The organism is Sporolactobacillus shoreae, from assembly GCF_004684935.1.
GTDB classification, from domain to species: Bacteria; Bacillota; Bacilli; order Bacillales; family Sporolactobacillaceae; genus Sporolactobacillus; species Sporolactobacillus shoreae.
Map to the genome: position 1 here is coordinate 1 of NZ_SRJD01000021.1, position 25,677 is coordinate 25,677.

The window sequence follows — 25,677 nt, forward strand, 5'->3', positions numbered from 1 at the left end:
AACGACCAATTTGGCGACATATTCTCGGTACTCCGAATCAAAAGCCATTTTCGAACACGCCCTTTTTTAGGATAGTACAATCATATGGGATCCCATTCTGACGTGTCCACTTAAAAGACTAACTCCTTTACCAGCCACTTTCGGGGGTTTACCAGCCACTTTCGGGGGTTTACCAGCCACTTTCGGGGGTTTACCAGCCACTTTCGGGGGTTTACCAGCCACTTTCGGGGGTTTACCAGCCACTTTCGGGGGTTTACCAGCCACTTTCGGGGGACCCTCTGATTTTGTACCAAAATCGGGGGTCCCCCGAAGGCAGCAGGAGACGAATTTAGCTCTAAGAAAAGAGCCATGGTTGGCCATGGCTCTTTATGATTAAATCTTATCTGTTATTTTCTTGCCGCCGCGAGCGCACGGTGGCCGATGTCTTTACGGAAGAAAACGTCATCCGTTTCGATGCTCTTGAGGTCATGGTTCACGGCATCGCGTGCCGCGCGAAGATCTTCCCCGAGTCTCGTGACAAGAAGCACACGTCCCCCGTTGGTCAGCCAGTCTGTACCGGATTTTCTGGTTCCGGCATGGAACAGCAGCGCGTCTTCAGGAAGGGAGTTGAGGTCGCCCAGCTTTTTACCCTTCGGATACGGACCCGGATAACCTTTAGAGGCCAGTACCGCACCAACTGCTGTTTTGTTCGACCACGCGAGGTCAGGCTGTTTCCCGTCCAGAATATCCAGAACGACCTGGATCAAGTCAGATTCCAGCCGCGGCAGGACGACCTGCGTTTCAGGATCGCCGAAACGGCAGTTGAATTCGATCACTTTCGGGCCGCTCTTTGTCAGGATCAGTCCGGCGTAAAGCACACCGGTGAAGGGACATCCTTCCTGAACCATGCCTTCTGCCGCCGGTATCAGAATCGACCGCACAGCTTCATTGACAATTGAATCAGGGATCTGCGGAACCGGGGAATAGGCACCCATGCCTCCTGTATTCGGACCCTTGTCGCCTTCATAAGCCCGCTTATGATCCTGCGCAATTGCCAGTGGTGTGACAATTTTCCCGTTGACCAGAGCCATCAGCGAGAATTCATCGCCTTCGAGAAATTCCTCAATGACAACCCGGGCGCCGGCGTCGGCAAATTTCCGGTCCAGCATGATTTCCTTCAGACCTTCTTCTGCTTCGGCCATCGTCATCGCCACGATGACACCTTTACCGCCGGCGAGACCGTCCGCCTTCAGCACAATCGGCGCGCCAACAGTCTGAAGATAGTCGCTCGCCTGCTGATAATTCGTGAACGACCGATAGTGCGATGTCGGAATATGATATTTTTCCATCAGTTGCTTGGCGAAAGATTTGCTGCCTTCGATTCGTGCCGCAGCTTTTGTCGGGCCGAACACCTTCAGTCCTCTAGCGGTAAAAGCGTCGACAATTCCGCCAACGAGCGGAATTTCCGGACCCACCAGCGTTAGTTTGACATCATGCGCTTCCGCAAAATCAGCCAGTTTTTCAAAATCCAGTACGTCGATCGGTGCACAGTCGGCGACCGATGCCATCCCGTCACTTCCGGGCGCCGCATACACCTTATCTACCATCGGGCTCTGTGCAGTCTTCCACGCCATAGCATGCTCACGGCCACCGCCGCCGACAATCAGAATGTTCATGTTTGGAGTCTCCTCTCAGCAGCAATCAGTGTTTGAAATGACGCATGCCGGTCATAACCATGGCAATGTTATATTTGTTCGCCATGTCGATTGATTCCTGGTCGCGGATCGATCCGCCCGGCTGGATAATCGCCGTAATGCCTGCTTTCGCAGCCTCCTCAACCGTGTCGTTCATTGGGAAATATGCGTCAGATGAAAGAACAGCACCCTTCGCTTTTTCACCTGCTTCTTCAAGCGCGATTTTCGCTGCGCCGACACGGTTTGTCTGTCCGCCGCCCATGCCGACCATCCGGCCATGATTAACGAGGGCAATCGCGTTGGACTTGACGTGCTTGACAATCGTCCAGGCAAACTTCAGGCTTTCCATTTCTTCTTCCGTCGGTTTGCGCTCCGTGACCACTTTCAAATTATCCTCGATATCTTCATAGCCTTTAGTATCCAAATCCTGAACAAGCATGCCGCCACGTACGGATGTATACTGAACAAAATCCTGAGCGTCGTCTGTCATTTTTACCTGAAGCAGACGCAGATTTTTCTTCTTTTTCTCAAGAATGGCAATGGCCTCATCCGAGTATGAAGGCGCAATGACAATTTCCAAAAAAATGCTGTGCAGTTTTTCCGCCAGTTCTGCGTCCACTTCTCGGTTCAGAGCAACAATTCCACCGAAAATAGAAACCGGATCGGCCTCATAGGCTTTATCGTAAGCTTCATTAACATTCGCCCCGGTACCGATACCGCACGGATTCATATGCTTAACCGCTACCGCTGCCGGTTCCTTGAATTCTTTGACAATACCAAGCGCCGCATCTGCATCGCGAATATTGTTGTAAGAAAGCTCTTTCCCATGCAGCTGTTTCGCCGCGGCGATCGTCGCTTCATTTTCAATCGGTTCACTATAAAAAGCCGCCATCTGATGCGGATTTTCACCGTAACGCAGGCCTTGTTTCTTTTCGTAAGTGATCGTCAGTTTTTCAGGGAATACCTCACCAGTCTGCTTCGTAAAGTAGTCGGCAATCAGCGCGTCATAAGCGGCCGTGTGACGGAAAACTTTTGCTGCCAGTTTCTGTTTCAGTTCAAAAGGAACGTCAGCATTTTCGTCCAGGCTTTCCGCAACAAGATCATAATCGGCCGGATCGCAGACAACCGTGACGCTCTTGTGGTTCTTTGCCGCCGAGCGAAGCATGCTCGGACCACCGATATCGATATTTTCGACCGCCTCATCATAGGCGACACCCGGTTTTGAAATCGTTTCTTTAAAAGGATAGAGGTTTACAATAACAAAATCGATCGGCTGAATGCCGTGTTCTGCAATAGCGTCCATATGGTTTTTTTTGTCGCGCACAGCCAGAAGGCCACCATGAATCGCCGGGTGAAGTGTCTTCACACGCCCGTCCAGAATCTCGGGGAAGCCTGTGACGTCGCTGACCGATTGGACAGGAAGGCCAGCCGCTTCAATTGCCTTTTTTGTCCCGCCGGTTGAAATGATTTCAATTCCGGCATCCACTAATTTTTTTACGAATTCGATGAGTCCTGTTTTGTCTGAAACACTTACTAAGGCACGTTTTGCCACTTTGATACTTCCCTTCATTATTCTGCGAGCATTTTCGCGATCGTTTGAGGATAAAGCTGGTGTTCGGTTTCATGAATACGCGCTTCAAGCGTGTCAATGGTGTCGTCGTCTTTGACCGGTACCGCCGCCTGGGCGATAATCGGTCCTGTATCCATGCCCTCATCTACGTAATGCACCGTCACACCGGTGATTTTAACTCCCTTGCGGAAGGCCTGCCCGATGGCGTCCAGTCCCGTAAAAGACGGAAGCAGTGCCGGATGGATATTGACGATCCGGTGCGGATAAGCTTCAAGCAGCGTTTTGCCAAGCAGTCTCATGTAACCTGCGAGAAAAATGAAATCGATAGTGTGCGTTTTGCACGCTGCGACAATCTCTTCTTCAAATGCGCGTTTCGTCGGATAATCCTTGCGAGAAACGACCAAAGTGTCGACACCGGCCTTCTCCGCGCGGTCGATCGCAGCAGCTCCCGGTTGGTCGCAGACCATCAGTGTTACGTTCGCCGCAATGTCACCGCGATCAACCGCTTCTTTAATCGCCTGAAAATTGGTCCCGTTTCCGGATGCGAAAACGGCTATATTATGCTTCATGATGAGTCACCAGCGTCAATCCTTGTTTTTCAATCACATGGCCGATCACATAGGGGGTCTCGCCGAGCTCCTTCAGTTTTTCAACCGTCTGCTGTTCGTCCTCCGGCGCTATGGCGAGCACCATGCCAATCCCCATATTAAAGGTATGGAACATATCATCAGTCTCCAAGTCTCCGAGCTGCTTTAGCCAGCCGAAAACATCCGGCAGCGGCCAGGATGTCGTATCGATCTCAGCGCCCAGACCTTCAGGAAACATCCGCGGCACATTTTCATAAAAGCCGCCTCCTGTGATGTGGGACAATCCGCGGACATCCACGGATTTCATTAGCTCAAGCACAGGTTTGACGTAAATACGTGTCGGCTTAAGCAGCTCTTCACCAACTGTAAGCTGAGGTTCAGGGGCATAGGCATCGCCAAAATCAACCCTCGCCCCAGCGACAAGCTTGCGAACCAGCGAGAACCCGTTGCTGTGGACTCCGTTTGACGCCAGGCCGATCAGCTTGTCGCCCGGCTTGATCTGATCACCCGTGATTCTTTTGGATTTCTCAACAACCCCGACAGCGAATCCGGCAATGTCGTAGTCTTCGCCCTGATACATACCTGGCATTTCCGCCGTTTCTCCGCCGACCAGCGCGCAGCCGGCCTGGGCACAGCCATTCGCGATGCCTTTGACAATCGCTTCCGCCTTTTCAGGTTTAAGTGCGCCACAGGCCATGTAATCAAGAAAATAAAGCGGTTCTGCGCCTTGAGTGATAATGTCGTTAACACACATCGCTACCGCATCAATTCCTACCGTATCGTGGCGGCCGGTTGCAAAAGCAACCATCAGTTTCGTTCCGACACCATCCGTCCCGGAAACCAGCACGGGTTCTTTAATAGCCATCTTCGACAGGTCGATCGCCCCGCCAAAGCCGCCGAGCCCGCCGATGACTTCCGGGCGGAACGTACGCCGAACATGCTTTTTGATGCGGTCAACCGTCTCATAGCCAGCTTCAACATTTACGCCGGCTTTTTTATATGCCCCAGCCATTCCGATCCTCCTCAGACAAGCAGTTCTTTTTCATGCGGCAAAACAGTATCCGGATAGATCTCCGTGGGATATTTTCCTGTGAAGCAAGCCAGACACTGGCCGCAGTTCTTCAGTGCGGGATCGCGGCCGATTGCCTGCATAAGGCCGTCGACACTCAGATAAACCAGCGAATCGGCGCCAATTTCCTTGCGAATCTCCTCAACCGAGTGCTTTGAAGCGATCAGTTCGGATGAGGTTGATGTATCAATCCCATAAAAGCAGGGGTGCGTAATCGGTGGCGAACTGATCCGGACATGAACTTCGGTCGCTCCGGCATCGCGCAGCATGCCGACAATCCGTCGGCTTGTTGTGCCGCGGACGATCGAATCATCGACCATGACGACACGCTTTCCTTCGACAATCGCACGTACCGCAGAGAGTTTCATTTTAACGCCTTGTTCACGCAATTCCTGTGAAGGCTGAATAAACGTACGGCCGACATAACGGTTCTTGATCATACCCAGTTCATAAGGGATACCGGTTGCTTCGGCATAGCCAATCGCAGCGGAAATGCTTGAGTCCGGCACACCAGTGACCACATCCGCTTCGACTGGCGCTTCCTGAGCCAGCATCCGTCCCAGACTTTTGCGGGCAGCGTGGACATTGATACCCTGAATGTTGCTGTCCGGACGGGAGAAATAAATATATTCCATACTGCAGATAGCGGGTTCCGCATGATTTGTAAAAAATTCGGAACGAAGCCCGTCATTATCAATAATGATAATCTCACCCGGGTTGACGTCGCGGACAAAAGTAGCACCAATCAGGTCAAACGCGCAGGTCTCAGAAGCGATGACCCAGGCATTGCCCAGCCTGCCGAGTGACAGAGGGCGCAGGCCATTCGGGTCCAGTGCGGCAATCAGCTGGTGCTCCGTCAGCATCGCGAGCGCATAGGCGCCTTTAATGACCGACAGTGCGTGCTTCAGGCTTTCAAGAAAATTATCGGAATAATCGCGTTTGATCAGGTGAGCAATGACTTCGGTGTCCGAAGTCGTCTGAAAAATGCTGCCCCGCTCCTCGAGTTCGCCCTTCAGCTTGTGGGCGTTAACCAGGTTGCCGTTGTGGGCAATCGACAGTGAATCCTTCTGCGAACGGAAAACCAGCGGCTGTACATTGGCGTAGCTGTTGCCGCCTTGTGTCGAGTAGCGGACATGGCCGATCGCCGCAAAACCTTTATTATTCAGATATTCGAGTTTCTCATGGTCAAAAACATCGTTGACAAGGCCAAGTCCTTTGTGGTCGTAGATATGCTTTCCGTCTGTTACGGCGATCCCCGCACCTTCCTGGCCGCGGTGCTGCATACTGTGAAGCCCGTAGTATGTCAGCTGCGCCGCATGCTCATGTCCCCAGATACCGAATACCGCACACTCTTCGTTTAATTCTTTGCCGACATAATGCATGACAGGACTCCTCTCCAGTCTTTTTCAAGTTCCGGCCGATCCAAAGTGACAGTGTCCGATGCAAATTCAAGAGTGATTTTATCGTTGCGGGTGACTCTGCCGACAAGCACAGCGCCGTCCACAGCCGATTCGAATGCTTTCATCGATGCTTCAGGTACAGAGATGAGATACCGCGACTGAGTTTCAGAGAACAGTTCCACCGCCGGATCCGTAGTGAAATGAAGATCCGCGCCAAGTGAGGTGCCAAAGACTGCGTCAGCGATTGCCGCGGCGAGTCCTCCTTCAGAAATATCGTGAGCCGAAGAAACAAGTCCGGATTGAATGGCCGCGAGAACCTGCGACTGGCGTTTTTTCTCCAGTTCCAGATTGAGCACCGGCGGCTTGCCGCTTGCTTTGCCCTCAAACATGATCTGAAGGGCGCTGCCACCGAATTCCGGGGCCGCCTGCCCAACCACGTAAACAGCGTCGCCTTCATTTTTAAAGGAGACGGTTGCCACGCGGTCCAGATCTTCGACCAGACCGACCATTCCGACAACTGGTGTCGGATCAATTGCCTCATGATCCGTTTCGTTATAGAGAGAAACATTGCCGCTGATGACCGGTGTCTCCAGTACTTTGCACGCCTCAGCCATACCTTTGACCGACTCTTCCATTTCCCAGAAGACTTCCGGATTTTCCGGTGTTCCGAAGTTCAGGCAGTCTGTAATACCGAGCGGTACAGCACCGGAGCAAACAATATTGCGTGCCGCTTCGGCCACCGCAATTTTGCCTCCGACAAGGGGATCAAGTGCCAAATATTTAGCGTTGCAATCTGTCGTCATTGCAAGGCCCTTCTTTGTGCCGCGCACACGGACCACGGCTGCATCTGAACCAGGTGCCACAACCGTATTGGTCTGAACCATGTAATCATACTGGCGGGTCACCCAGTCCTTTGAAGCGAGTGTCGGCTGAACGAGCAATTTTTTAATCGTGCCTGCATAATCCTCAATCACCGGAATCCAGACAGGTGCTGCCTGATTGTCCGTGTATTCAGCCGGCACCTTGGACGGCATATGGCGGACCGGGGCAGATGCCAGTGCGTCCGAAGGTACTTCGGCCACAATCTGTCCTTTATGTTCGAGACGGAGCACTTCTTCCTCGATGACTTCGCCGACAGCAACCGCGTGGAGTCCCCAGCGGGCGAAAATGGCTTTGATTTCTTCCTCGCTGCCTTTTTTGATGACGATCAGCATGCGCTCCTGGGATTCCGAGAGCATCATTTCATAAGGCGTCATTTCTGTTTCACGCTGCGGAATCAGGTCCAGGTTCATGTGGATACCGACACCGGCCTTGGCCGCCATTTCACTAGCTGAAGAAACAAGTCCAGCCGCGCCCATGTCCTGGATGCCGACGAGCGCTTCGTGCTTGGTCAGTTCGAGGCAGGCTTCGACGAGCAATTTTTCCATGAACGGGTCGCCGACCTGGACAGCCGAGCGCTTCTCATCGGATTTGTCCGAGATCTCTTCCGATGCGAAGGTGGCGCCGTTGATACCGTCGCGACCTGTACTCGCGCCGACGTACATCACCGTATTTCCGATGCCACGCGCCTGGCCGACCTGAATATCTTCATGATTCATGATGCCGACGCACATCGCGTTGACAAGCGGGTTGCCGTTGTAGCAGTCATCAAACTGCAGCTCGCCGCCGACGGTTGGAATGCCGATGCAGTTGCCATATCCGGCAATGCCGCTGACGACCTCTTCAAACACGTAGCGTACACGCGAATTGTTCAGATCGCCGAAGCGGAGTGAATCCAGCAGCGCAACCGGCCGCGCGCCCATTGAGAAGACATCGCGAATAATGCCGCCGACGCCAGTCGCCGCGCCCTGGTAAGGTTCGATCGCGGACGGGTGATTGTGACTTTCAATCTTGAAAACGACCGCCTGGCCGTCACCGATGTCAATAATTCCTGCGCCCTCTCCCGGTCCCTGAAGCACGCGTTTTCCGCTTGTCGGGAACTGTTTGAGTAGCGGCTTGGATGTTTTATAGCTGCAGTGCTCCGACCACATCACGGAGAACAAACCAGTTTCCGTGTAGTTCGGTTTGCGTCCGAGCAACCTTTTAACTTCGACGTATTCGTCTTCCGTCAGGCCCATGGTCCGATAAATTTTTTCCTGTTCAATCTGTTCTGGTGACGGTTCAAGATGTGTAAGCGGCATGAGCAGATTCCCTCCAGTGGTTCAAGATTGACTGAAACAGGCGCAGCCCGTCATCGCTTCCGAGCAGGGCGTCTGCCGCACGTTCTGGATGAGGCATCATCCCAAGCACATTGCCGGCTTTATTGATAATCCCCGCAATGTCCGCGCGTGATCCGTTCGGATTTTCACCGTCGTAGGTGAAAACAATCTGATGGTTGTCCCTCAGTCCCTGCAGCGTTTCATCATCGCAGTAATAGTTTCCCTCACCGTGTGCAATCGGAATGCGGATGATTTCGTCTTTTTTGTATAAGGAAGTAAAAAGTGTTTCGTTATTTTCCGTTTTGAGATGCACGGTTTCACAGATGAACTTGAGGTGCTTGTTTTTCAGCATCGCGCCGGGAAGGAGGCCGGCTTCAAGCAAGATCTGGAAGCCGTTGCAGACACCGAGGACCGGTTTGCCGGCTTTAGCTGCCTCAATAACGGCAGGCATGATCCCCGCAAACCGGGCAATCGCGCCCGACCGCAGATAGTCGCCATAGGAAAAGCCGCCAGGGATCATGACCGCGTCGAAACCGTCAAGCGATGTTTCCGCGTGCCAGACATATTCCACTTCTTCGCCGAGCCCGTCCTTGATCGCATAGTACATGTCCTGATCACAGTTCGATCCGGGAAAAACAATGACCGCGGTTTTCACGAGTGGACCTCCTCCTCGATTTCATAGCGATAGTTTTCAATCACAGTGTTGGCCAGCAGTTTGTCACAAATCGCGTCGACCTGCTCCGCAACGTCAGCCGAATCTTCCATTTCGAGTTCGATGTACTTCCCGATGCGGACATCTTTAACGTTCTGATAATCCATGTTGTGAAGTGACTGCATCACAGCCTGTCCCTGAGGATCCAGCACGCTTTCCTTTAAAGTAATGAACACCTTCACCTTTTTCATTTGACGGCCTCCAGTCGGCTCAGAAGTTTTTCATAAGTCTCCGGCAGATCAGCGATATTGCGGCGGAACACGTCTTTGTCCAGCTTCTCGTGTGTTTCCTTATCCCAGAGGCGGCAGCTGTCCGGAGAAATCTCGTCGGCAAGTACAAGGGCGCCGTTTGATTTCAGTTTGCCGAATTCCAGCTTGAAATCGACAAGCAGAATGCCAGCTTCCGAGAAAAGGCTCTGAAGCACGTCATTGACCTTGAGCGCCTGGCGGCGGATCTCAGCCAGATCTTCTTCCGTAGCAATTTTAAGAGCCAGGGCGTGATCATCATTAATCATCGGGTCGCCCAGTTCATCACTTTTGTAATAAAATTCGATAATGGTTCTGCCGAGCGAGACGCCTTCATCAAGGCCGAAGCGTTTAGCCAGACTGCCGGCCACCACGTTACGGATCACAACTTCAATTGGAACGATCGATACCGCTTTGACCAGCTGCTCCGTTTCAGAAATTTTATCAATGAAATGCGTCGGCAGATTGTTTTCCTGAAGCACATGAAAAATTTTGGTGCAGATGGCATTGTTCAGTCTGCCCTTGCCCTGAAATACGGCTTTCTTCTTGCCGTTAAAAGCAGTCGCATCATTTTTGTATTCCACGCGCAGGACATTGGGATCGTCCGTTGAAAACATTTTTTTTGCTTTGCCTTCATACAATAACTCGCTCATGGTTTCTACCTCTTTTTAATAGGATGTACAAAAAATTCCGAAGCGGATCAGTCGTTCAGGCCGAGGCGTTCAAAAATTAGATTGACATTTTTCAGGTGATACGTTTCATCAAAGCAGGCGTCCAGTTCCGCAGGTGATAGGTTTTCTGTGACTCGTGAATCCTTTTCAAGCAATTCTCTGAACGGTGTTTCGGTTTCCCAGGATTTCATCGCGTTCGGCTGAACAATGTCGTATGCCGTCTCCCGACTCAGTCCTTTTTCAACCAGGGCGAGCATGACGTGCTGAGAGAATGGAAGGCCAAAAGTCCGCTTCATGTTCCGGCGCATGTTTTCCGGGAACACGGTCAGGTTCTCAAGAATATTCGAGAAACGGTGCAGCATATAGTCAAGGCCGATCGTCGCGTCTGGAAGAATCACACGCTCTGCGGACGAATGAGAAATATCACGTTCATGCCAGAGCGGCACGTCCTCATAGGCGGCCAGCATATAGCCGCGGATCACACGCGCCATCCCACACATATTTTCAGAACCGATCGGGTTGCGCTTGTGCGGCATCGATGAAGAGCCTTTCTGACCCTTGGCGAAGCCTTCTTCCACTTCACGGATTTCCGAGCGTTGCAGGCCACGGATTTCGACGGCGAATTTTTCAATCGACGTCGCGATCAAAGCCAGCGTTGCCATATAATGTGCATGGCGGTCGCGCTGCAGCACCTGGGTTGAAATGGGCGAAGCCTTTAATCCAAGATGCTCGCAGACATATTCTTCAACGGAAGGATCGATGTTCGCGTAGGTGCCGACCGATCCGGACAGCTTGCCGACGCGGATATCTTCCGCAGCATCCTTAAAGCGGGCAAGGTTGCGTTTCATTTCTTCATACCAGAGCGCCATCACCAGCCCGAAAGTGGTCGGTTCGGCGTGAACACCGTGCGTTCTGCCCATCATAATCGTGTTTTTATATTTTTTCGCTTTCTCGCGAATCACTTCAATAAAATGTTCGATGTCTTTCAATAAAAGATCATTGCATTGTTTGAGCTGATAGGACTGGGCCGTATCAACGACATCCGTTGAGGTTAGTCCGTAATGAACCCATTTCTTTTCCGCACCAAGCGACTCTGAAACAGTGCGGGTAAAAGCGACGACATCATGACGTGTGATCTGTTCGATTTCATGAACGCGATCAACTGTAAAAGCTGCCTTCTCCCTCAACTTCTGGCAATCCTCTTTCGGAATTTCACCGATTTCAGACCAGCCTTCACAGGTGAGAAGCTCGACTTCAAGCCAGGCTTTGTATTTGTTTTCTTCCGTCCAGATCGCGCCCATTTCCGGGCGTGTGTAACGATCAATCATGAATTCCAACCCACTTCCTGTTCAATTTTCCATATCCCTAATCTCTCTGCTTTGTCGATCACATCTTGCACTGAATCGCCAAGGATGTTCAGGTGACCCATTTTCCGACCGGTCCGGGCTTCATCCTTACCGTACAGATGAAGGTGCGCATCGGATAAAAGCGAGATCTTATCCAATACCGGATGAACATGCTCACCTAAAATGTTGACCATAATGACCGGTTTCAGAAGCGCTGTGCTGCCGAGCGGCAGGCCGCAAATGGCGCGGATATGCTGCTCGAACTGCGACGTGTCACAGGCATTGATTGAAAAATGCCCGGAGTTGTGCGGCCGTGGCGCCGTCTCATTGACGTACACCTTACCATCCGTGCCGACAAACATTTCGACAGCAAGCGTGCCGACGAGATGGAGGGCTTCCGCAAGGTGCAGCGCGTGCTGCGTTGCCTCTTTACGGAGTGCGTCCGGGATTCTCGCCGGCACAAGCGTATGATGCAGGATATTATGCCGATGTATGTTTTCAGCAACCGGAAAGACGGATGTTTCCCCGGTCGTGCTGCGTACAACGATGACTGAAATTTCTTTTTCAAAAGGAAGCCATTTTTCAAGTTCAAAAGGTGTTTTACCAATATATGGAAGAGCTTCCTGCAGATCCTTTTCTGAATGAAGCACGTACTGCCCTTTTCCATCGTAGCCGCCTTCCGTCGTTTTCAATACGGAAGGAAAACCGATCTCGGCGATCGCCGCTTTCAGCTCTTCTTGACTTCTGACGGGAAGGTAGGGAACAACCGGCAGACCCGCTTCGTGAATCGCCGCTTTTTCGTTGAGCCTGTCCTTTGTAATTTCAAGCAGATGCCAGCCTTGAGGCAGATAACTGTGTTCCTGGAGATAATCCGCTGTCTGAACATCCACGTTTTCAAATTCATAAGTGACAACATCCGCGCATTCCGCCATTTTCTTTGCCGCTTCCGGATCGTCATATTCGGCGACAATCGCAGTGTCGGCAACTTGGGCGCACGGACAGTCCTCCGTCGGATCAAGAACGGCGACGCGATAGCCCATCTCTTTCGCGGCAATCGCCATCATCCGGCCCAACTGGCCGCCTCCCAGTATGCCTATAGTCTGTCCGGGCAAAATGGTTTTCTGTTTCACTTTAAATCACTTTCCTTTACTTTCTTTTCCAGTGACGCGCGATAGGCATCAAGTTTGTCCGCCAGCGCCGCATCGAACGCCGACAGAAACTGTGCGGCAAGAAGCCCGGCATTGGTCGCCCCGGAATTTCCGATCGCGACGGTTGCCACGGGGATACCCGCCGGCATCTGAACGATCGAAAGCAGAGAATCCATGCCGTTCAGCGCATGCGACTGCACCGGGACACCGATCACCGGTAGTGTCGTCTTTGCCGCAATCATCCCCGGCAGATGCGCCGCACCGCCCGCACCTGCGATAATTACTTTCAAACCGCGTTCTCTCGCCGTTTCGGCATACCGGAACATCAGATCCGGCGTGCGATGTGCCGAAACAACTTTTTTCTCATACGGTATTTCCATAGCGTCCAGAATGGTGCAGGTGTTTTTCATTGTCTCCCAGTCTGAACTGCTTCCCATTACGACACCAACCGCTGCGTTACTCACCATACTGCCTCCTCAAAACGGGTTCAAAAAGCAATGGTACGCTTTTTGAGCACTTCTAATTATGTGGACATAAAAAAGCCCAGAACAGCTGATTCTCTCTGTTAAAGAGAAAACAAACCGTCTGGTCCAGAAACCGCGGGCAGCGGTTCGCAAAAACAAAACGTTTTTATTTCCCCTTCATAGTCCGGCAATTCTCGGTCGCCGGGTAGAAACAGTTGGGCCATATTCCCAAAAATATATGAGGGTTCGCTTTTCTTTTTTGATACTCCAATCATATCAGTATTATTCAAAACGTGTCAACCCGATAATCGAACATTCATTTAACATTAACAATCTATTGTTCGCCTTTTGCAACAGACAGGCGTCCTTCAATCACGCAGTGCCTTCCGATCACTTCCGGTCCTGACTTTCCTTCACGGAAAATCGGGCGGCTGGTACGCATGATTGGCTGATAGCCTTCCTTTTTCATCCGGTCAAGACACGCGTCTATTGTTTCATTTTCACCGACAATGAATGCTTTTTTCGCCGACTGCCGCGCTTGATTATCCTTTGAACTTTTCTTACCTTTTTTCAATTTCCAACCCACCACCAAAATGCATCAGTACAATTGATTATAACAATTTGTCTGGCCTAGGGCAGCAATTATGTGCGACGTTCATTAATCAGTGTGCATAAAAAGCTAACGCCACAAAGCCCATCGCGATCAGCAGCGATCCTGCTACCCCCGTCGCCATATGGATTAGGTAGAGCGGAATATATTCCAGAATTTTGCCTTCGATCGTCATCGCAATGCTGGCCGAGTTGTCTTTGCCTTTCTCATGATCGGCATGCTCCAGCAAGTGCTTACCCGCCGATTTAAGCTTGACGGTAAAAACATAGCCCGCAGCGAGCAGTCCGAATCCCGCTAGCCAGAATAAAAGAGCCAGAATTAAACCAGCCATCAGAAATCACGTCCTTTTGATCAGGTTATCTTTAGCTTGGCTTTGAAGGAGGCGAGCTATGCAGTTTCACCTTATTCTCAAACAAAAAAATTCCTTCCCCGAGTAAAAGGAGAAGGAATTTTTTAAAAAACTAAATTTGAGTGTTGTTTTGCTAATTATTGCTTCACGAACAGTGCCCAGAAGAAAATAAGGAAAATAACGAACAGAATATAAACGATCGGATGAATCTTTTTCCATTTTCCTGCGGCAACCATTGTAATGACGTAAGTTACAAATCCAAGTGCGATGCCGTCGGAAATGCTGTAAGTCAGCGGCATACCAAGTACGGTCAAGAATGCAGGCACAGCAATTTCAAACTTATCCCATTCAATCTGTTTCAGTGCCGAAGCCATTAATACACCGACAATAATCAAAGCCGGCGCAGTGACCTGTGAAGTGACAACTGCGAGCAGCGGCGAGAAGAACAGGCCAAGCAGAAACAAAACGCCGGTAACAACTGCGGTAAAACCGGACCGGCCGCCGACTGCGATACCGGTTGATGATTCAATATATGCAGAGGTCGGTGAGGTACCGAGTACGGAGCCGACGAGCATTGAACTGGAGTCTGCAAGCAGAGCCCGGCCGACACGCGGCATTTTGTTGTCTTTGATGAATCCGGCCTGCTCCGCGAGGCCGATCAGTGTACCCGCAGTATCAAAGAAAGTAACAAGCAGGAATGTCAGAACGACAATCGCAAGCTGGATTGAATTAATGTCACCAATATGAGTGATCGCCACACCGAATGTCGGAGCAAGACTCGGCGGAGTTGCAACGACGCTTGAGGGAAGCGGAACGAGTTTGAAAATCATTCCGACAATGGAGGTTAATACCATACCGATAAAAATTGAACCCGGAATCTTTCTTACCATTAAAATAATCGTTACGATCAGGCCAAAGATCGTCAGCCAGGTCATGCCGCTTGTTAGCTGATTGAATTTAACGAGTGTGCTCGGATCTTTGACAATCAGTCCGCCTTCCTGCAAACCAATAAATGCGATAAACAGTCCGATGCCGGCAGCCATCGCAAGCTTGAGGCTCTGCGGGATCGCGTTGATAATCATTTCGCGAATCTTGAAAACAGTAATCAGGAAGAAGATCACAGCAGCAATGAAAACACCGGCAAGAGCCGTCTGCCACGGAATTTTCATGCCAATAACAACAGAAAAAGCGAAGAACGCGTTGACACCCATACCAGGGGCAATGGAAATTGGGTACTTAGCGGCAATACCCATAATCAGGCAGCCCAGTGCGCTGGAAATCGCCGTTGCTGTAAATACAGCGTTCGGATCCATTCCGGCATTCTTCAGAACAAGCGGATTGACGAAAAGTATGTACGCCATGGAAATAAAAGTCGTCAGTCCCGCCAATGATTCACGGCCCAATGTCGTATTCAGTTCCGAGAACTGAAAGTAACGTGATAACCAATTTTCTTTCACAATAATCCTCCTCTTTGAGTAGCTCCCTCATGATTCATTGTTTGTTTTTCCTCACTGATTAATAACGAAAAAAGAAAAAGGCTCCCATATTCCGAAGCGCCAAAATAAAGGCTGAAAACTAATCAGCAGATCCGGGAAAAATTTTTCAATAACTCTCTGAGAGAGAGAAACACTTTTCTCTAGCTCATTATAGCAGGGGATTCACAAAAACGTCAAACAAATAACGAACATTATAGTTATTTAAATGATGATTGTTCGGAATTATTACAGAAGTTCAAACTCAGCGGAAAAAATCTGTTGATCGATTTCTTTAACGATTCGATATTTTCCTTTTTTCAGAGGAAACTGGAGTGTATCCGTCGTTATAGAGACCATTGCCCGGTCTGATTGCAAAGGATTCAAGTTCTTATAGATCAAACTAAAAGACACATCTTTCCGGAACGGTAACTGATACCATTTTCCGTTTTCCATTGTTTCAATCTGGTAAAGCGCTCCGTATCCGATTTTGTGATTGGTTTTATTCTCAATGGTTACTGTAATGGATGTTGAACCGGTGGGGATGAATTTTGTCCCCACCGTCAAAACAATATTTGCGTTCTGATTCATTTTGTCAGTCTTATAGTCAGTCAGCTTAAGCTTTGAATACTCAGGCTCGGATCCACCTTTGCCTGAGGACGCAATGTTTGGACTGGGATTCAGTAATGAGTGACCGCACCCCGAAAGAATCATTACAGCAACTGTCAGCAAAATGGAACCGATTATTTGTTTCATCCTTTACAGCTCCCAATCACATAGAGTGTCAACCATCAGCCCATCTTTTTATGATAAACAAACTGTTCGCCGTGTGTGCCGATAACCCTTCTTCCGGTATCCGAGAATCCGTGATGCAGATAAAGCTGCTGAGCGCGCACATTAGCATGATTGACACCCAGCACGATTTCATTGACGTCCGGAAAATGCAATTTAATAAAATCATCCAGCAAAGCCAACGCTTGTTTCCCATATCCCTTGCCCTGAAACCGACTGTCGACCGAGAAAGCCCGTAAAAGCAATGCCCGCCGATTTTCACTGTACTTCTTCGCACCGGCCCACGTATGTAAGACAAAAAATCCGACAAGCAAAGAACCGTGTAGAATCAGAACAGCGTGTCTCTCCCCTTCTCTCATACACTGTTCCAGTGCCTCCCGTGGATGAGCCGTGAATTGAATTTCCCGGATCACGTAATCCTCGATAGCCCGCTCATATGAATGCGAGTAGAAAGCAAGCCTGACTTCATGACCATTTATTTCTCCCATAAATAGCCCTCCCCCTTTTAGTGAGCCAAACAGCAGGCTCTTACCGTCACTGTTGTTTTCTCTCCAGTCAGAACACACGTTCCAATAAAAATTATATCATATCTCTAATTTGTATTTTTTCTGAAGCCCCCAACTTCATTGAGGTTCGGGATTAAGAAACCGTTTTCACAAAGTGTTCACTAATTTATTAATAATTGATGACAGCGGTTTCTTTCTGATTGAATATCTGAAGAAAATCGATTAAATTATATATGTGAAAAGTTTCACAATATATTTTCTTCTTAAAACCTATCTGAGGAGGAAAAAATAATGGCAATTGAGGAAAAAAATCTGAATCAACCCGAAACATTGGAAACAACGATTGGCCAGCTTGTCGCAAATGCGCAAAAGGCAGCAGAAGCATTCCGCCCTCTCGATCAGCAACAGATTAATGAAATTGTCCGGCAGATGGCACTTGCGGGCCTTGATCAGCATATGAAGCTGGCAAAAATGGCCGTTGATGAAACAAAGCGTGGTGTATATGAAGATAAGATCATCAAGAACATTTTTGCAACCGAATACATCTACAACTCCATTAAAAATAATAAAACCGTTGGCATCATTTCTGAAGATTCGTATGAGGAAATCGTGCAGATTGCGGAACCTGTCGGGGTCATCGCCGGCGTGACACCTGTAACCAATCCGACATCTACCACGATGTTCAAATCGCTGATCTCGATTAAAACCAAAAATCCGATTATCTTTGCCTTCCATCCATCGGCACAGAAATCGAGCAGCGCCGCAGCCAAGATTCTACTTGACGCCGCTGTCAAAGCGGGCGCCCCGGAAAACTGTATCCAGTGGATCGAAACACCGTCGATTGAAGCGACACAGCAGCTGATGCACCATCCGGGCGTCTCGCTGATTCTGGCAACCGGCGGTCCCGGCATGGTCAAGGCAGCGTACAGTTCCGGAAAGCCATCAATCGGCGTCGGACCCGGCAACGTACCATGCTATATTGAAAAAACCGCAGACATCAAGCAGGCAGTCAACGACCTAATCCTCTCCAAGACGTTTGATAACGGCATGATCTGCGCATCCGAACAGGCCGTCATCATCGACCAGCAGATCTATGACGAAGTGAAACAGGAACTGATCAGCAATAAGTGCTATTTCCTCAACACGGAAGAAAAGAAAAAGGTCGAGAAGCTGGTGATTGATGAACGGCGCTGCGCGGTCAATCCGCAGATCGTCGGCAAGTCGGCCTCATTCATTGCCGGGCTTGCGGGCGTTACCGTTCCTAGTGATACAAAAATTTTGATCGCAGAGCTGAAGACCGTAGGCCCTGAATCCCCGCTGTCAAGGGAAAAACTCAGCCCTGTTCTGGCCTGCTACAAGGCAAAAACAACCGAGGAAGGGTTTGAACGCACTGAAGAAATGATCGCCTTTGGAGGCAGCGGCCACTCGGCTGTGATCCACTCCAATGATCAGTCTGTGCTTGATGCGTTTGCCCGCCGCGTGAAGGTCGGACGGATTATTGTCAATGCGCCTTCTTCTCTCGGCGGAATCGGCGACATTTACAACCACTTCATCCCGTCGCTGACACTCGGTTGCGGCACTTATGGTGGAAATTCTGTCTCGACCAATGTCGGAACAGCTAATCTGATCAACATCAAAACCGTGGCAAACAGGAGAAACAACATGCAGTGGTTCAAAGTACCGCCGAAAATCTATTTTGAAAAAAATTCGACCAACTATCTGTCTCAGATGCCGGATATCTCGCGCGCATTTATCGTCACAGATCCGGGGATGGTCAAATTCGGCTACGTCGATCGTGTGCTCCATTTTCTGAGAAAACGGCCGAATCCGATTCATTATGAAATTTTTTCAGATGTGGAACCGGATCCTTCAGTGGCTACAGTGATGAAGGGCACGGAAATGATGCAGAAATTCGAGCCGGATGTAATTATTGCGCTCGGCGGGGGCTCAGCAATGGATGCCGCTAAAGGCATGTGGCTCTTCTATGAAAGCCCGGAAACCGACTTTTTCGGATTAAAACAGAAATTCCTGGATATCAGAAAACGGGTTTTCAAGTTCCCGAATCTGGGGCAGAAAGCGAAATTTGTCGCTATCCCGACAACATCGGGAACGGGATCAGAAGTAACCTCTTTTTCAGTCATCACCGATAAAGAAAATGACATGAAGTATCCGCTCGCGGACTATGCGCTGACACCAAACGTAGCGATCATCGATCCGGAATTTGTGATGACTGTCCCTCCACGTGTGCTTGCGGATTCAGGGCTGGATGTACTGACACACGCGCTTGAAGCGTATGTTTCCAACATGGCCAACGATTTTACCGACGGGCTTTGCATCAAAGCGATCCAGCTGGTTTTCCAATATCTTCCGCGTTCCTATAAGGACAGCAGCGACAAAATTGCGAAGGAGAAAATGCACAACGCAGCGACGGTCGCCGGTATGGCTTTCTCAAATGCATTCTTAGGAATCAACCACAGCCTGGCGCACAAACTCGGGAACGAATTCCATCTGGCGCACGGCCGCTGCTGCGCAATCCTGATGCCGCATGTCGTCCGCTACAACGCGACAAAGCCAACGAAATTCGCGGCATTCCCGAAATACCGCCACTTCATCGCCGATGAGCGTTACGCAGAAATCGCCCGGATCATCGGTGTTCCCGGAAAAACGACTGAAGAAGGCGTCGAAAATCTCGTTCAGGCGATCATCAAGCTGGAAAAAGAGCTGAACATCCCGACAAGTATTGAGGCTAACGGCGTCAGCAAAGAAGCCTTTGAAAAAGCGGTCGACCGGCTTGCCGACAAGGCTTTTGAAGACCAGTGTACGACCGCCAACCCGAAACTTCCTCTTGTACCAGAATTAGCAGAAATTTATCGTCAGGCTTTCAAAGGCGTTTGAGAACTATTTGAAGTCTTCTATCCTTCCCTTTTTGCGGAAGGATATTTTTTTACCGCTATTTCCGCCGGCTGTCATAAAATATGACTACCAAAATCACCAGTGCGGATACCGCAGCAACGCAGAATGTAAGAAGGGTTTCCGTGATCAGGTTCCTCAGACCTGTCACCAGCAGATAGCCCAGACAGAAGAGTTCGATTGCTATTAAGAAGGTTCTTTTGTATATTCTTGGGATTCTCATCCAATAGTCAAGTAGTTTCCACAAACAGTTTCACCTGCATTTCATTTTCAGAAATCCTTATTTTTCCTTTTTTTGAGCAAAAACAGGACGCCTGCCAGCTGAATCCAAGCAATAATAAGCGCATAAATTCCAACAGAAAAAAGGGCAAGGATTGAAAAAGCTAAAGTCAGCACAGCACAGATTATAGATAGGACAAGCTGATTTTTCCAAAACAAGAACACGGATAAGAGTACCTCAATGATAACCGCGGTATCCATAACAGGACTTGCAAAAGTCCAGAAATAATCCCAGGATGTCACCTCAATCCCTCCCAATTGATTTTACTCCCTAAAAGAATTTCGATAGTCACAGGCTCAATCCCTTTACCTGCCGACTCATGTGAAAAAATGAATGGCCGGCTTTTCTGCTTTTATCCTTCAAAGCATATATGCTTTAAACTGGAATCGTTTACAATAATATAAAATTCAATTAAACTGAACGTGAATTAATTCACAGTTGCAGCCAGTCTAAAAAAGGGGGAAATATCTGATGAAAATTTTACTCTTTCATGCAATCAAAGATGAGGAAGAAGCGATCCGCCACTGGTCGGAGCAGCATAAAATTGAAGTGGATACCACTCCCGATATTCTTTCCATCGACACGGTTGAACAGGTCAAAGGCTACGATGGCATCTGTATTCAGCAGCCTGTTAGGATCGAGAATCCTGACGTTTACCAAAAGTTGAAAGAATTCGGTATCAGGCAGATTGCAACCCGCACAGCTGGTTTCGATATGATTGATCTGAATGAAGCGGAGAAAAACGGGCTAATTGTCACCAATGTTCCCGCGTACTCACCTTATGCCGTAGCTGAACTCGCCGTTGCTCAAGCGATGCAGCTTGTTCGCCACGTTCCCCAGTTCAGCAAACGGATCACACATCATGATTTTCGCTGGGAGGGCCTGATCTCGCGTGAAATCCGAACGCTTACGGTCGGGATTATCGGCACCGGGCGAATCGGGGCAACTGCTGCTCAGCTTTTTAAAGGTCTAGGCGCGCGGATCATCGGATTTGATTATTATCCGAACAGTCAATTAAGCGGCCTTCTTGACTATCGTCCGACCCTTGAAGACGTGCTGAAAGAAGCGGACATTGTCTCTTTGCATACACCACTTCTGGACTCGACCGCCCATATGATCAATCACAACACATTGAAGTTGATGAAAAAGGACGCTGTTCTGATCAATATTGCGCGTGGTGGCCTTGTGAACACCGACGATTTAATCGAAGCGCTTGAAAATCATGAAATTGCCGGAGCTGCGCTGGACACTTTCGAAGATGAAAGCTTTATTAACCAGGATCTGAGCGGCAAGGGTGTCAACCCACGCCTGCAGAAGCTGATTGATCTGGATCAGGTTGTGCTGACGCCTCACGTCGGTTTCTATACGACAACTGCGATTAAGAATATTGTCGAAGGCGGACTGAACAGCGTCGTCGATGTGCTGTCAACCGGAACGAGCGAGAATCAAGTTCATTCCCTTCATGCTGCAAAGTAAAAGTGAGCGACACAATAGCGTTGTAAAAAAGAGACCGTTTGTTCGCAAATTGGCCTCTTTTTTCTATTGCCAGAACTTTATTTTCGCTGATATACTTTAAAAAGGGAGGTGAAATAATGTCAAGTGAACTGCAGATGGTGATGCAGGCGATCAAAGAACTCGGACACAGCGTAAACGGTTTGGATAAAAGAATGGATAGCCTTGACTCAAGAATGGATGGTTTTGAGAAGAGAATGGATGGTTTTGGAAAGAGAATGGACGGCTTAGAAAACACGATGAAATCCGGTTTTGAATCCCTGCATAAGGAAATTGAAGACAAGTACTTTGATGTTCTGGACAAAATTGAGCTTCTCCGCGAAGAAACTCAAAATACCGCAATGGAAGTGTAGCGAATCAAAAGAAGAGTCAAAAAAGCAGGGTTGCAATAAACGCGCAGAGTCTTGTCCGCAACATTCAGCCTATCCTGCTCTCACACTTCTCATTAATTTTCTTCGATTTTTCTTTTCAGTAATGAACGCTTATTCAGCACATCTTTCTCATTTTTCAGCAAGCCTCTCAGACTCATCGACAGCATGGCCAGAAACTGGTCGACAAAAGGCCTCAATTCATCAATTTGTGCCTCAGGGTGCATTTTTAGGTAGCCCATGGATCGATTTGAATAATAGTAATAATGGGACTGCAGCACGGCCTGAAGTGTCGCCGGATCGACATCATCCTTCAAGTCCAGACTTCCGATCATTTTCTGAAAAAATTCGGGAACAAGTGATTCCATTTTTTGAAACAGGTGGACTATTTTATCCGTCAGCTCTTTCGGCGGCCTCGTAAAGGCAGCGAGGACCAGCTGATAAAGATCTGGGTAATTTTTACAAAATTGAATTTCCTGTTCGCAGTACTTTTTAAATTTTTCAATCACATTTCCTTTAAAATTCCAGTCATTGTAATTCAGTTCTTCCATTGAAAAATTGATGGCGTAGATGACACTCTCTTCAAAAAGTTTTTCCTTGGATTCGTAGTAATGAAAAACAAGGCCCTTTGAGACCCCTGCATCTTTCGCAATCTGATTTGTTGAGGCCTGTTCGAATCCTTTTTCCGCAAACTCATGAATAGCAGCTGTTAGAATTGCACTTTCTTTGGGTTCTTCCATTTACGCTTTCAGATCCTTCCTGCGATAGATCCAGAAAGTCAGCAACACGGATAAAACCAGTACGATCAAGTCGGTCCAGACGTAATTCCACTGGATGCCACTCTTGAAAATCGCACTGGGCAGCGCGGTATCGACGGGCGAGAAATAGACGAGTGTCTTAAAAGTATCTTTCAGTTTGCCGACAACGCCAAGGATAAACGTCAGGAACACGAGCCCCAGTGACAGGGACGTTGCCGATTTGTTTGATGAAAGCAGCGATGACAGAAGAAATCCGACACCGAGAAAGGTCAGACCCATTATCCATCCGGTAAATGTCAACTGAGAAAAACCTTTAAACAAATCGGACACGGAAGCTCCGGACTCCTTAAAAATCAAGCAAACGAGAAAAGCGACCACCATCGAAACAACCCAGTAGAGCGAATAAATCAGCGCGTTTGCCAACATTTTCGATGAAACGATCGAGGCACGCGAAATCGGCTGAGCATATAAGTAAGTAATGGTACCTTCTGATTCTTCGCGTGACAGCGCATTGGTACCAAGCATTGCCGCAAAAATCCCGGTCGCAATCATCACATACTGAAATTCATAACCAAAATAACCTTTTATGGTCGCAAAGGCCGCCATATCTGACAGATTGAACGCCTTCAGCATTTCTTTCGGCATCGATTTCAGATCCATTTGCTGCAGGCCCATATCCTTCATGGCCGGGAACAGGGAAACCAGCCCCAGCGTCAGCAGCGCGACAACAATCGTCCATATAAGAAGTGTTTTTGTATGCGTTTTGCATTCCAGTCTGAAAAGTGTCATTATCTCGCCGCCTCCTGATTTTCATACATAGACATGAATTGTTCTTCGAGGTCGCGGTTGTCGACCGTTACATCATCCAATCCGTGAGCCATATGAGACAGTGTCTGAAAAAGGAGAGGCAGTTCTTTTTCATACGAAAAACGCGCCTCATTCTTCCCTTGTTTGATCAGCTCAGCACCAATCGTTTTCATTTGATCAAGGGGCAGATTCTCACCTTTCAATGTAATGATTTTCACATTTTTATTGATTGCTGTCAGATCTTCCACACCAATCAGATGCCCCGCCTTGATGAACGCCACCTTTGAACAATAGTCTTCGACTTCTTTCAGATTGTGGCTGGACAAGAAAACGGTTGTGCCCTGCTCCTGTTTCTCTTTCATTAACCGGAACAGCCGCGCATGCATCAGTGGATCCAGCCCGTTCGTCGGTTCGTCCAGGATCAACAGTTCAGGGTGGTGAATCATTGCACAGATGACGGCGACCTTCTTCTTATTCCCGAGTGAGAGGTCACCGAATTTCTTCTTCAGATCCACCTCAAAAAGTTCACAATAATGCTCCAGTTCCTGTTTGTCTTCTTTCATGTGATGGAAATCAAGCGTATAGCGGATCAGGTCATGCACGCGGAGCTGCGGATAAAAGCGGACATCGCTTGGTACATAACCAATTTTTTTCTTCACGACAACGTCTGCTCCCGGCATGTCCTGCCCGAGCAATTTGACGCTGCCTCCGTTTCGTTTAATAAAATTCAGGATCATATTCATCGTGGTCGATTTTCCCGCGCCGTTTGGTCCGATAAAACCGAAGAATTCTCCTTCTTCCACAACCAGCGACAGCTCCTTGACCGCCGCAAACTTTCCAAAATATTTACTGATATTGTTTAGTTCAATGACTGGCATCACCTGTCATCTCCTATTCATTTCTGCATTGACCGATTGGTCAACGTCAATATATCATGTATTGACCAGTCGGTCAATAATTAGAGCCATGAATTAGTTTGGCAGATTATCTTCCATTACTTCATCGATTTTCAGTCAGAGTGCTATTCTTGAACTGTCAATCATTGTGACATTTTTGTGGCTAATAAACCAACAATCAGGAGGCAATGTCAGCATAGCTTTTTCAGATGCAACACAGACCATTTTAGAGGCAAAAGAGAAAAAGGAACTTACATTTGCACAAATTGCGGAAGCGGCCGGCTGTTCAGAAGTATTCTGCACAGCCGCTCTCTATGGTCAGCAGACATTAAGCCCTGAGCAGGCAAAAGCGGTCGCCGATCTGCTTGATCTGCCGATTGAAGTCGAAAATGACTTGAAATCCATCCCCTTTCGCGGTGCTAATTTCAGTACGCCACCGACCGATCCGACGATTTACCGGCTTTATGAAATTGTTCTCGTGTATGGCGACACCATTAAGGCGCTGATTCATGAGAAATTCGGCGACGGTATCATGAGCGCAATCGATTTTAAAATGGATTTGGACAAAGAAGAGGACCCGCATGGCGACCGTGTCGTCATCACGCTGAACGGGAAATTTTTGAAATATAAAACGTTCTGAAGCCCGGTAAAATCATTGGACTTCTGCTGCATAATCCCATCATCCTGAGGCAAGCTAGAAACGACTTGTTGAGGAGGGATTATAATGGCAAAACCAGATGACCGTTCGGATAATGTGGATAAAATTGCGCGCAATATCGGCCATACACTGCAGAACATTGATGATTCCAAGGACTACATCAAAACGCATGGCGAAGAAATGAATGAAGAAGAAAAGCAGCAGATTCTCGAAAAAAATAAGCGACGTGAAGAAAGCATTAACGGCCTTCGTGAAGAAATCAATGACGAATCCGCTTACAGCAAAACCGGAAAATTTTAAAGAACGATCGCGGCGCCAGCCCAGTTTGTGGTTGGCGCTTTTTTAATGGACTAATTGCACTTTTTCTTCTATATATGTATAACTCTGAGCATGAAAGTCGTTCTGCCGCACAATATGAATGGGTAAATATGCTCTGAAAATTGAGTTTTATTGATACTGTTCTCGTTTTTATTGATAAGGATGTACGTCTTATCGATAAATGATGGATTTTTATTGATAGAGTTTATTTTTTTATTGATACGGGTTCAAAGTTCATTGAAATGGCTCTTTTATTGGCAATATGAGTGAATCCATTCCCCAGATACCCCTGAAGAAGTGATGATGACACTTTTTTGTGCAGTTCCTATTTGCTGTCCATTATGACAATTTATTTTCT

General features: G+C 48.6%; 26 protein-coding genes and 1 riboswitch. Of the genes, 5 read left to right on the forward strand and 21 right to left on the reverse strand.

The features are described from left to right. Positions 1-386: 386 nt before the first annotated feature. The 17 genes from purD to E4665_RS14645 form a co-directional block, all read right to left on the reverse strand. Positions 387-1,655, reverse strand: a complete 1,269-nt coding sequence (purD, locus tag E4665_RS14565) for a phosphoribosylamine--glycine ligase (protein WP_135349528.1) — start codon at positions 1,653-1,655, stop codon at positions 387-389. 25 nt (positions 1,656-1,680) lie between these two features. Beyond that, positions 1,681-3,225, reverse strand: coding sequence for a bifunctional phosphoribosylaminoimidazolecarboxamide formyltransferase/IMP cyclohydrolase (purH, locus tag E4665_RS14570; RefSeq protein ID WP_135349529.1), 1,545 nt, complete (start codon positions 3,223-3,225; stop codon positions 1,681-1,683). 17 nt (positions 3,226-3,242) lie between these two features. Next, the gene (gene purN / locus E4665_RS14575; protein WP_135349530.1) at positions 3,243-3,812 is read right to left on the reverse strand and encodes a phosphoribosylglycinamide formyltransferase; all 570 of its coding nucleotides are present in this window, start codon (positions 3,810-3,812) and stop codon (positions 3,243-3,245) included. Further along, positions 3,802-4,842 carry a phosphoribosylformylglycinamidine cyclo-ligase gene (purM, locus tag E4665_RS14580; RefSeq protein ID WP_135349531.1) on the reverse strand — a complete coding sequence of 347 codons (1,041 nt, stop codon included), beginning with the start codon at positions 4,840-4,842 and terminating at the stop codon, positions 3,802-3,804. Before purM ends, purN begins: the two co-directional genes overlap by 11 nt. Positions 4,843-4,853: 11 nt before the next feature. Further along, positions 4,854-6,281 (reverse strand): amidophosphoribosyltransferase, encoded by a 1,428-nt coding sequence (gene purF / locus E4665_RS14585; RefSeq protein ID WP_135349532.1) that lies wholly within the window; start codon positions 6,279-6,281, stop codon positions 4,854-4,856. Beyond that, on the reverse strand, positions 6,257-8,479 hold the full coding sequence (gene purL / locus E4665_RS14590; RefSeq protein ID WP_135349533.1) for a phosphoribosylformylglycinamidine synthase subunit PurL: 2,223 nt from the start codon (positions 8,477-8,479) through the stop codon (positions 6,257-6,259). The genes purF and purL overlap by 25 nt, the downstream gene beginning before the upstream one ends. Then, the gene (gene purQ / locus E4665_RS14595; protein WP_135349534.1) at positions 8,460-9,152 is read right to left on the reverse strand and encodes a phosphoribosylformylglycinamidine synthase subunit PurQ; all 693 of its coding nucleotides are present in this window, start codon (positions 9,150-9,152) and stop codon (positions 8,460-8,462) included. The genes purL and purQ overlap by 20 nt, the downstream gene beginning before the upstream one ends. Then, positions 9,149-9,400, reverse strand: coding sequence for a phosphoribosylformylglycinamidine synthase subunit PurS (gene purS, locus E4665_RS14600; protein WP_135349535.1), 252 nt, complete (start codon positions 9,398-9,400; stop codon positions 9,149-9,151). Before purS ends, purQ begins: the two co-directional genes overlap by 4 nt. Beyond that, the gene (gene purC, locus E4665_RS14605) at positions 9,397-10,107 is read right to left on the reverse strand and encodes a phosphoribosylaminoimidazolesuccinocarboxamide synthase (RefSeq protein ID WP_135349536.1); all 711 of its coding nucleotides are present in this window, start codon (positions 10,105-10,107) and stop codon (positions 9,397-9,399) included. Before purC ends, purS begins: the two co-directional genes overlap by 4 nt. 47 nt (positions 10,108-10,154) lie before the next feature. Beyond that, positions 10,155-11,453, reverse strand: a complete 1,299-nt coding sequence (gene purB, locus E4665_RS14610) for an adenylosuccinate lyase (protein WP_135349537.1) — start codon at positions 11,451-11,453, stop codon at positions 10,155-10,157. Then, entirely contained in the window at positions 11,450-12,601 is a 1,152-nt protein-coding gene (gene purK, locus E4665_RS14615) for a 5-(carboxyamino)imidazole ribonucleotide synthase (RefSeq protein WP_135349538.1), read from the reverse strand. The genes purB and purK overlap by 4 nt, the downstream gene beginning before the upstream one ends. Then, the gene (gene purE, locus E4665_RS14620) at positions 12,598-13,086 is read right to left on the reverse strand and encodes a 5-(carboxyamino)imidazole ribonucleotide mutase (RefSeq protein ID WP_135349539.1); all 489 of its coding nucleotides are present in this window, start codon (positions 13,084-13,086) and stop codon (positions 12,598-12,600) included. Before purE ends, purK begins: the two co-directional genes overlap by 4 nt. Before the next feature lie 157 nt (positions 13,087-13,243). Continuing rightward, positions 13,244-13,345, reverse strand: a riboswitch (purine riboswitch). A gap of 72 nt (positions 13,346-13,417) precedes the next feature. Next, a complete protein-coding gene (locus E4665_RS14625) occupies positions 13,418-13,657 on the reverse strand; it encodes an NETI motif-containing protein (protein WP_135349540.1) in 240 nt (79 codons plus the stop codon). Positions 13,658-13,745: 88 nt separating this feature from the next. Then, complete coding sequence (locus E4665_RS14630; RefSeq protein WP_135349541.1) at positions 13,746-14,024, reverse strand: hypothetical protein; 279 nt, start codon at positions 14,022-14,024, stop codon at positions 13,746-13,748. Between the two features lie 155 nt (positions 14,025-14,179). Further along, positions 14,180-15,499, reverse strand: coding sequence for an NCS2 family permease (locus E4665_RS14635; protein WP_135349542.1), 1,320 nt, complete (start codon positions 15,497-15,499; stop codon positions 14,180-14,182). Between the two features lie 264 nt (positions 15,500-15,763). Further along, positions 15,764-16,270: an immunoglobulin-like domain-containing protein gene (locus tag E4665_RS14640; RefSeq protein ID WP_135349543.1), complete on the reverse strand. Its 507-nt coding sequence runs from the start codon at positions 16,268-16,270 to the stop codon at positions 15,764-15,766. Between the two features lie 35 nt (positions 16,271-16,305). Further along, positions 16,306-16,794 (reverse strand): GNAT family N-acetyltransferase, encoded by a 489-nt coding sequence (locus tag E4665_RS14645; RefSeq protein WP_135349544.1) that lies wholly within the window; start codon positions 16,792-16,794, stop codon positions 16,306-16,308. 309 nt (positions 16,795-17,103) lie between these two features. On the opposite strand from E4665_RS14645, the gene adhE reads away from it, so the two are divergent. Next, positions 17,104-19,707, forward strand: coding sequence for a bifunctional acetaldehyde-CoA/alcohol dehydrogenase (adhE, locus tag E4665_RS14650; RefSeq protein WP_135349545.1), 2,604 nt, complete (start codon positions 17,104-17,106; stop codon positions 19,705-19,707). Between the two features lie 285 nt (positions 19,708-19,992). Here the strand turns inward: adhE and E4665_RS14655 are convergent, their stop codons facing one another. Further along, positions 19,993-20,244 carry a hypothetical protein gene (locus E4665_RS14655; protein WP_135349546.1) on the reverse strand — a complete coding sequence of 84 codons (252 nt, stop codon included), beginning with the start codon at positions 20,242-20,244 and terminating at the stop codon, positions 19,993-19,995. Between the two features lie 229 nt (positions 20,245-20,473). On the opposite strand from E4665_RS14655, the gene E4665_RS14660 reads away from it, so the two are divergent. Further along, the gene (locus tag E4665_RS14660; protein WP_135349547.1) at positions 20,474-21,478 is read left to right on the forward strand and encodes a D-2-hydroxyacid dehydrogenase; all 1,005 of its coding nucleotides are present in this window, start codon (positions 20,474-20,476) and stop codon (positions 21,476-21,478) included. A 116-nt stretch (positions 21,479-21,594) separates the two neighbouring features. Continuing rightward, complete coding sequence (locus tag E4665_RS14665) at positions 21,595-21,867, forward strand: hypothetical protein (RefSeq protein ID WP_135349548.1); 273 nt, start codon at positions 21,595-21,597, stop codon at positions 21,865-21,867. Positions 21,868-21,959: 92 nt separating this feature from the next. Here the strand turns inward: E4665_RS14665 and E4665_RS14670 are convergent, their stop codons facing one another. Genes E4665_RS14670 through E4665_RS14680 form a run of 3 tightly spaced genes read right to left on the reverse strand, consistent with a single transcriptional unit; the run spans position 21,960 to position 24,325 of the window. After that, positions 21,960-22,622, reverse strand: coding sequence for a TetR/AcrR family transcriptional regulator (locus E4665_RS14670; RefSeq protein WP_135349549.1), 663 nt, complete (start codon positions 22,620-22,622; stop codon positions 21,960-21,962). Then, on the reverse strand, positions 22,623-23,429 hold the full coding sequence (locus tag E4665_RS14675; protein ID WP_135349550.1) for an ABC transporter permease subunit: 807 nt from the start codon (positions 23,427-23,429) through the stop codon (positions 22,623-22,625). It lies immediately after the preceding gene. Next, on the reverse strand, positions 23,429-24,325 hold the full coding sequence (locus E4665_RS14680) for an ABC transporter ATP-binding protein (protein ID WP_135349551.1): 897 nt from the start codon (positions 24,323-24,325) through the stop codon (positions 23,429-23,431). Before E4665_RS14680 ends, E4665_RS14675 begins: the two co-directional genes overlap by 1 nt. Positions 24,326-24,491: 166 nt before the next feature. On the opposite strand from E4665_RS14680, the gene cynS reads away from it, so the two are divergent. Both cynS and tlp read left to right on the forward strand, forming a co-directional pair. Next, a complete protein-coding gene (gene cynS, locus E4665_RS14685) occupies positions 24,492-24,983 on the forward strand; it encodes a cyanase (RefSeq protein ID WP_241654889.1) in 492 nt (163 codons plus the stop codon). A gap of 84 nt (positions 24,984-25,067) precedes the next feature. Next, a complete protein-coding gene (gene tlp / locus E4665_RS14690; protein WP_135349552.1) occupies positions 25,068-25,301 on the forward strand; it encodes a small acid-soluble spore protein Tlp in 234 nt (77 codons plus the stop codon). Positions 25,302-25,677: the final 376 nt, after the last annotated feature.

Bases quoted from the DNA above. Each gene is read 5' to 3' on its own strand.
- purD (WP_135349528.1), bottom strand. From the start codon at position 1,655: ATGAACATTCTGATTGTCGGCGGCGGTGGCCGTGAGCATGCTATGGCG.
- purN (WP_135349530.1), bottom strand. From the start codon at position 3,812: ATGAAGCATAATATAGCCGTTTTCGCATCCGGAAACGGGACCAATTTT.
- purM (WP_135349531.1), bottom strand. From the start codon at position 4,842: ATGGCTGGGGCATATAAAAAAGCCGGCGTAAATGTTGAAGCTGGCTAT.
- purF (WP_135349532.1), bottom strand. From the start codon at position 6,281: ATGCATTATGTCGGCAAAGAATTAAACGAAGAGTGTGCGGTATTCGGT.
- purL (WP_135349533.1), bottom strand. From the start codon at position 8,479: ATGCCGCTTACACATCTTGAACCGTCACCAGAACAGATTGAACAGGAA.
- purS (WP_135349535.1), bottom strand. From the start codon at position 9,400: ATGAAAAAGGTGAAGGTGTTCATTACTTTAAAGGAAAGCGTGCTGGAT.
- purC (WP_135349536.1), bottom strand. From the start codon at position 10,107: ATGAGCGAGTTATTGTATGAAGGCAAAGCAAAAAAAATGTTTTCAACG.
- purB (WP_135349537.1), bottom strand. From the start codon at position 11,453: ATGATTGATCGTTACACACGCCCGGAAATGGGCGCGATCTGGACGGAA.
- purE (WP_135349539.1), bottom strand. From the start codon at position 13,086: ATGGTGAGTAACGCAGCGGTTGGTGTCGTAATGGGAAGCAGTTCAGAC.
- E4665_RS14630 (WP_135349541.1), bottom strand. From the start codon at position 14,024: ATGGCTGGTTTAATTCTGGCTCTTTTATTCTGGCTAGCGGGATTCGGA.
- E4665_RS14640 (WP_135349543.1), bottom strand. From the start codon at position 16,270: ATGAAACAAATAATCGGTTCCATTTTGCTGACAGTTGCTGTAATGATT.
- E4665_RS14645 (WP_135349544.1), bottom strand. From the start codon at position 16,794: ATGGGAGAAATAAATGGTCATGAAGTCAGGCTTGCTTTCTACTCGCAT.
- adhE (WP_135349545.1), top strand. From the start codon at position 17,104: ATGGCAATTGAGGAAAAAAATCTGAATCAACCCGAAACATTGGAAACA.
- E4665_RS14660 (WP_135349547.1), top strand. From the start codon at position 20,474: ATGAAAATTTTACTCTTTCATGCAATCAAAGATGAGGAAGAAGCGATC.
- E4665_RS14665 (WP_135349548.1), top strand. From the start codon at position 21,595: ATGTCAAGTGAACTGCAGATGGTGATGCAGGCGATCAAAGAACTCGGA.
- E4665_RS14670 (WP_135349549.1), bottom strand. From the start codon at position 22,622: ATGGAAGAACCCAAAGAAAGTGCAATTCTAACAGCTGCTATTCATGAG.
- E4665_RS14675 (WP_135349550.1), bottom strand. From the start codon at position 23,429: ATGACACTTTTCAGACTGGAATGCAAAACGCATACAAAAACACTTCTT.
- E4665_RS14680 (WP_135349551.1), bottom strand. From the start codon at position 24,325: ATGCCAGTCATTGAACTAAACAATATCAGTAAATATTTTGGAAAGTTT.
- tlp (WP_135349552.1), top strand. From the start codon at position 25,068: ATGGCAAAACCAGATGACCGTTCGGATAATGTGGATAAAATTGCGCGC.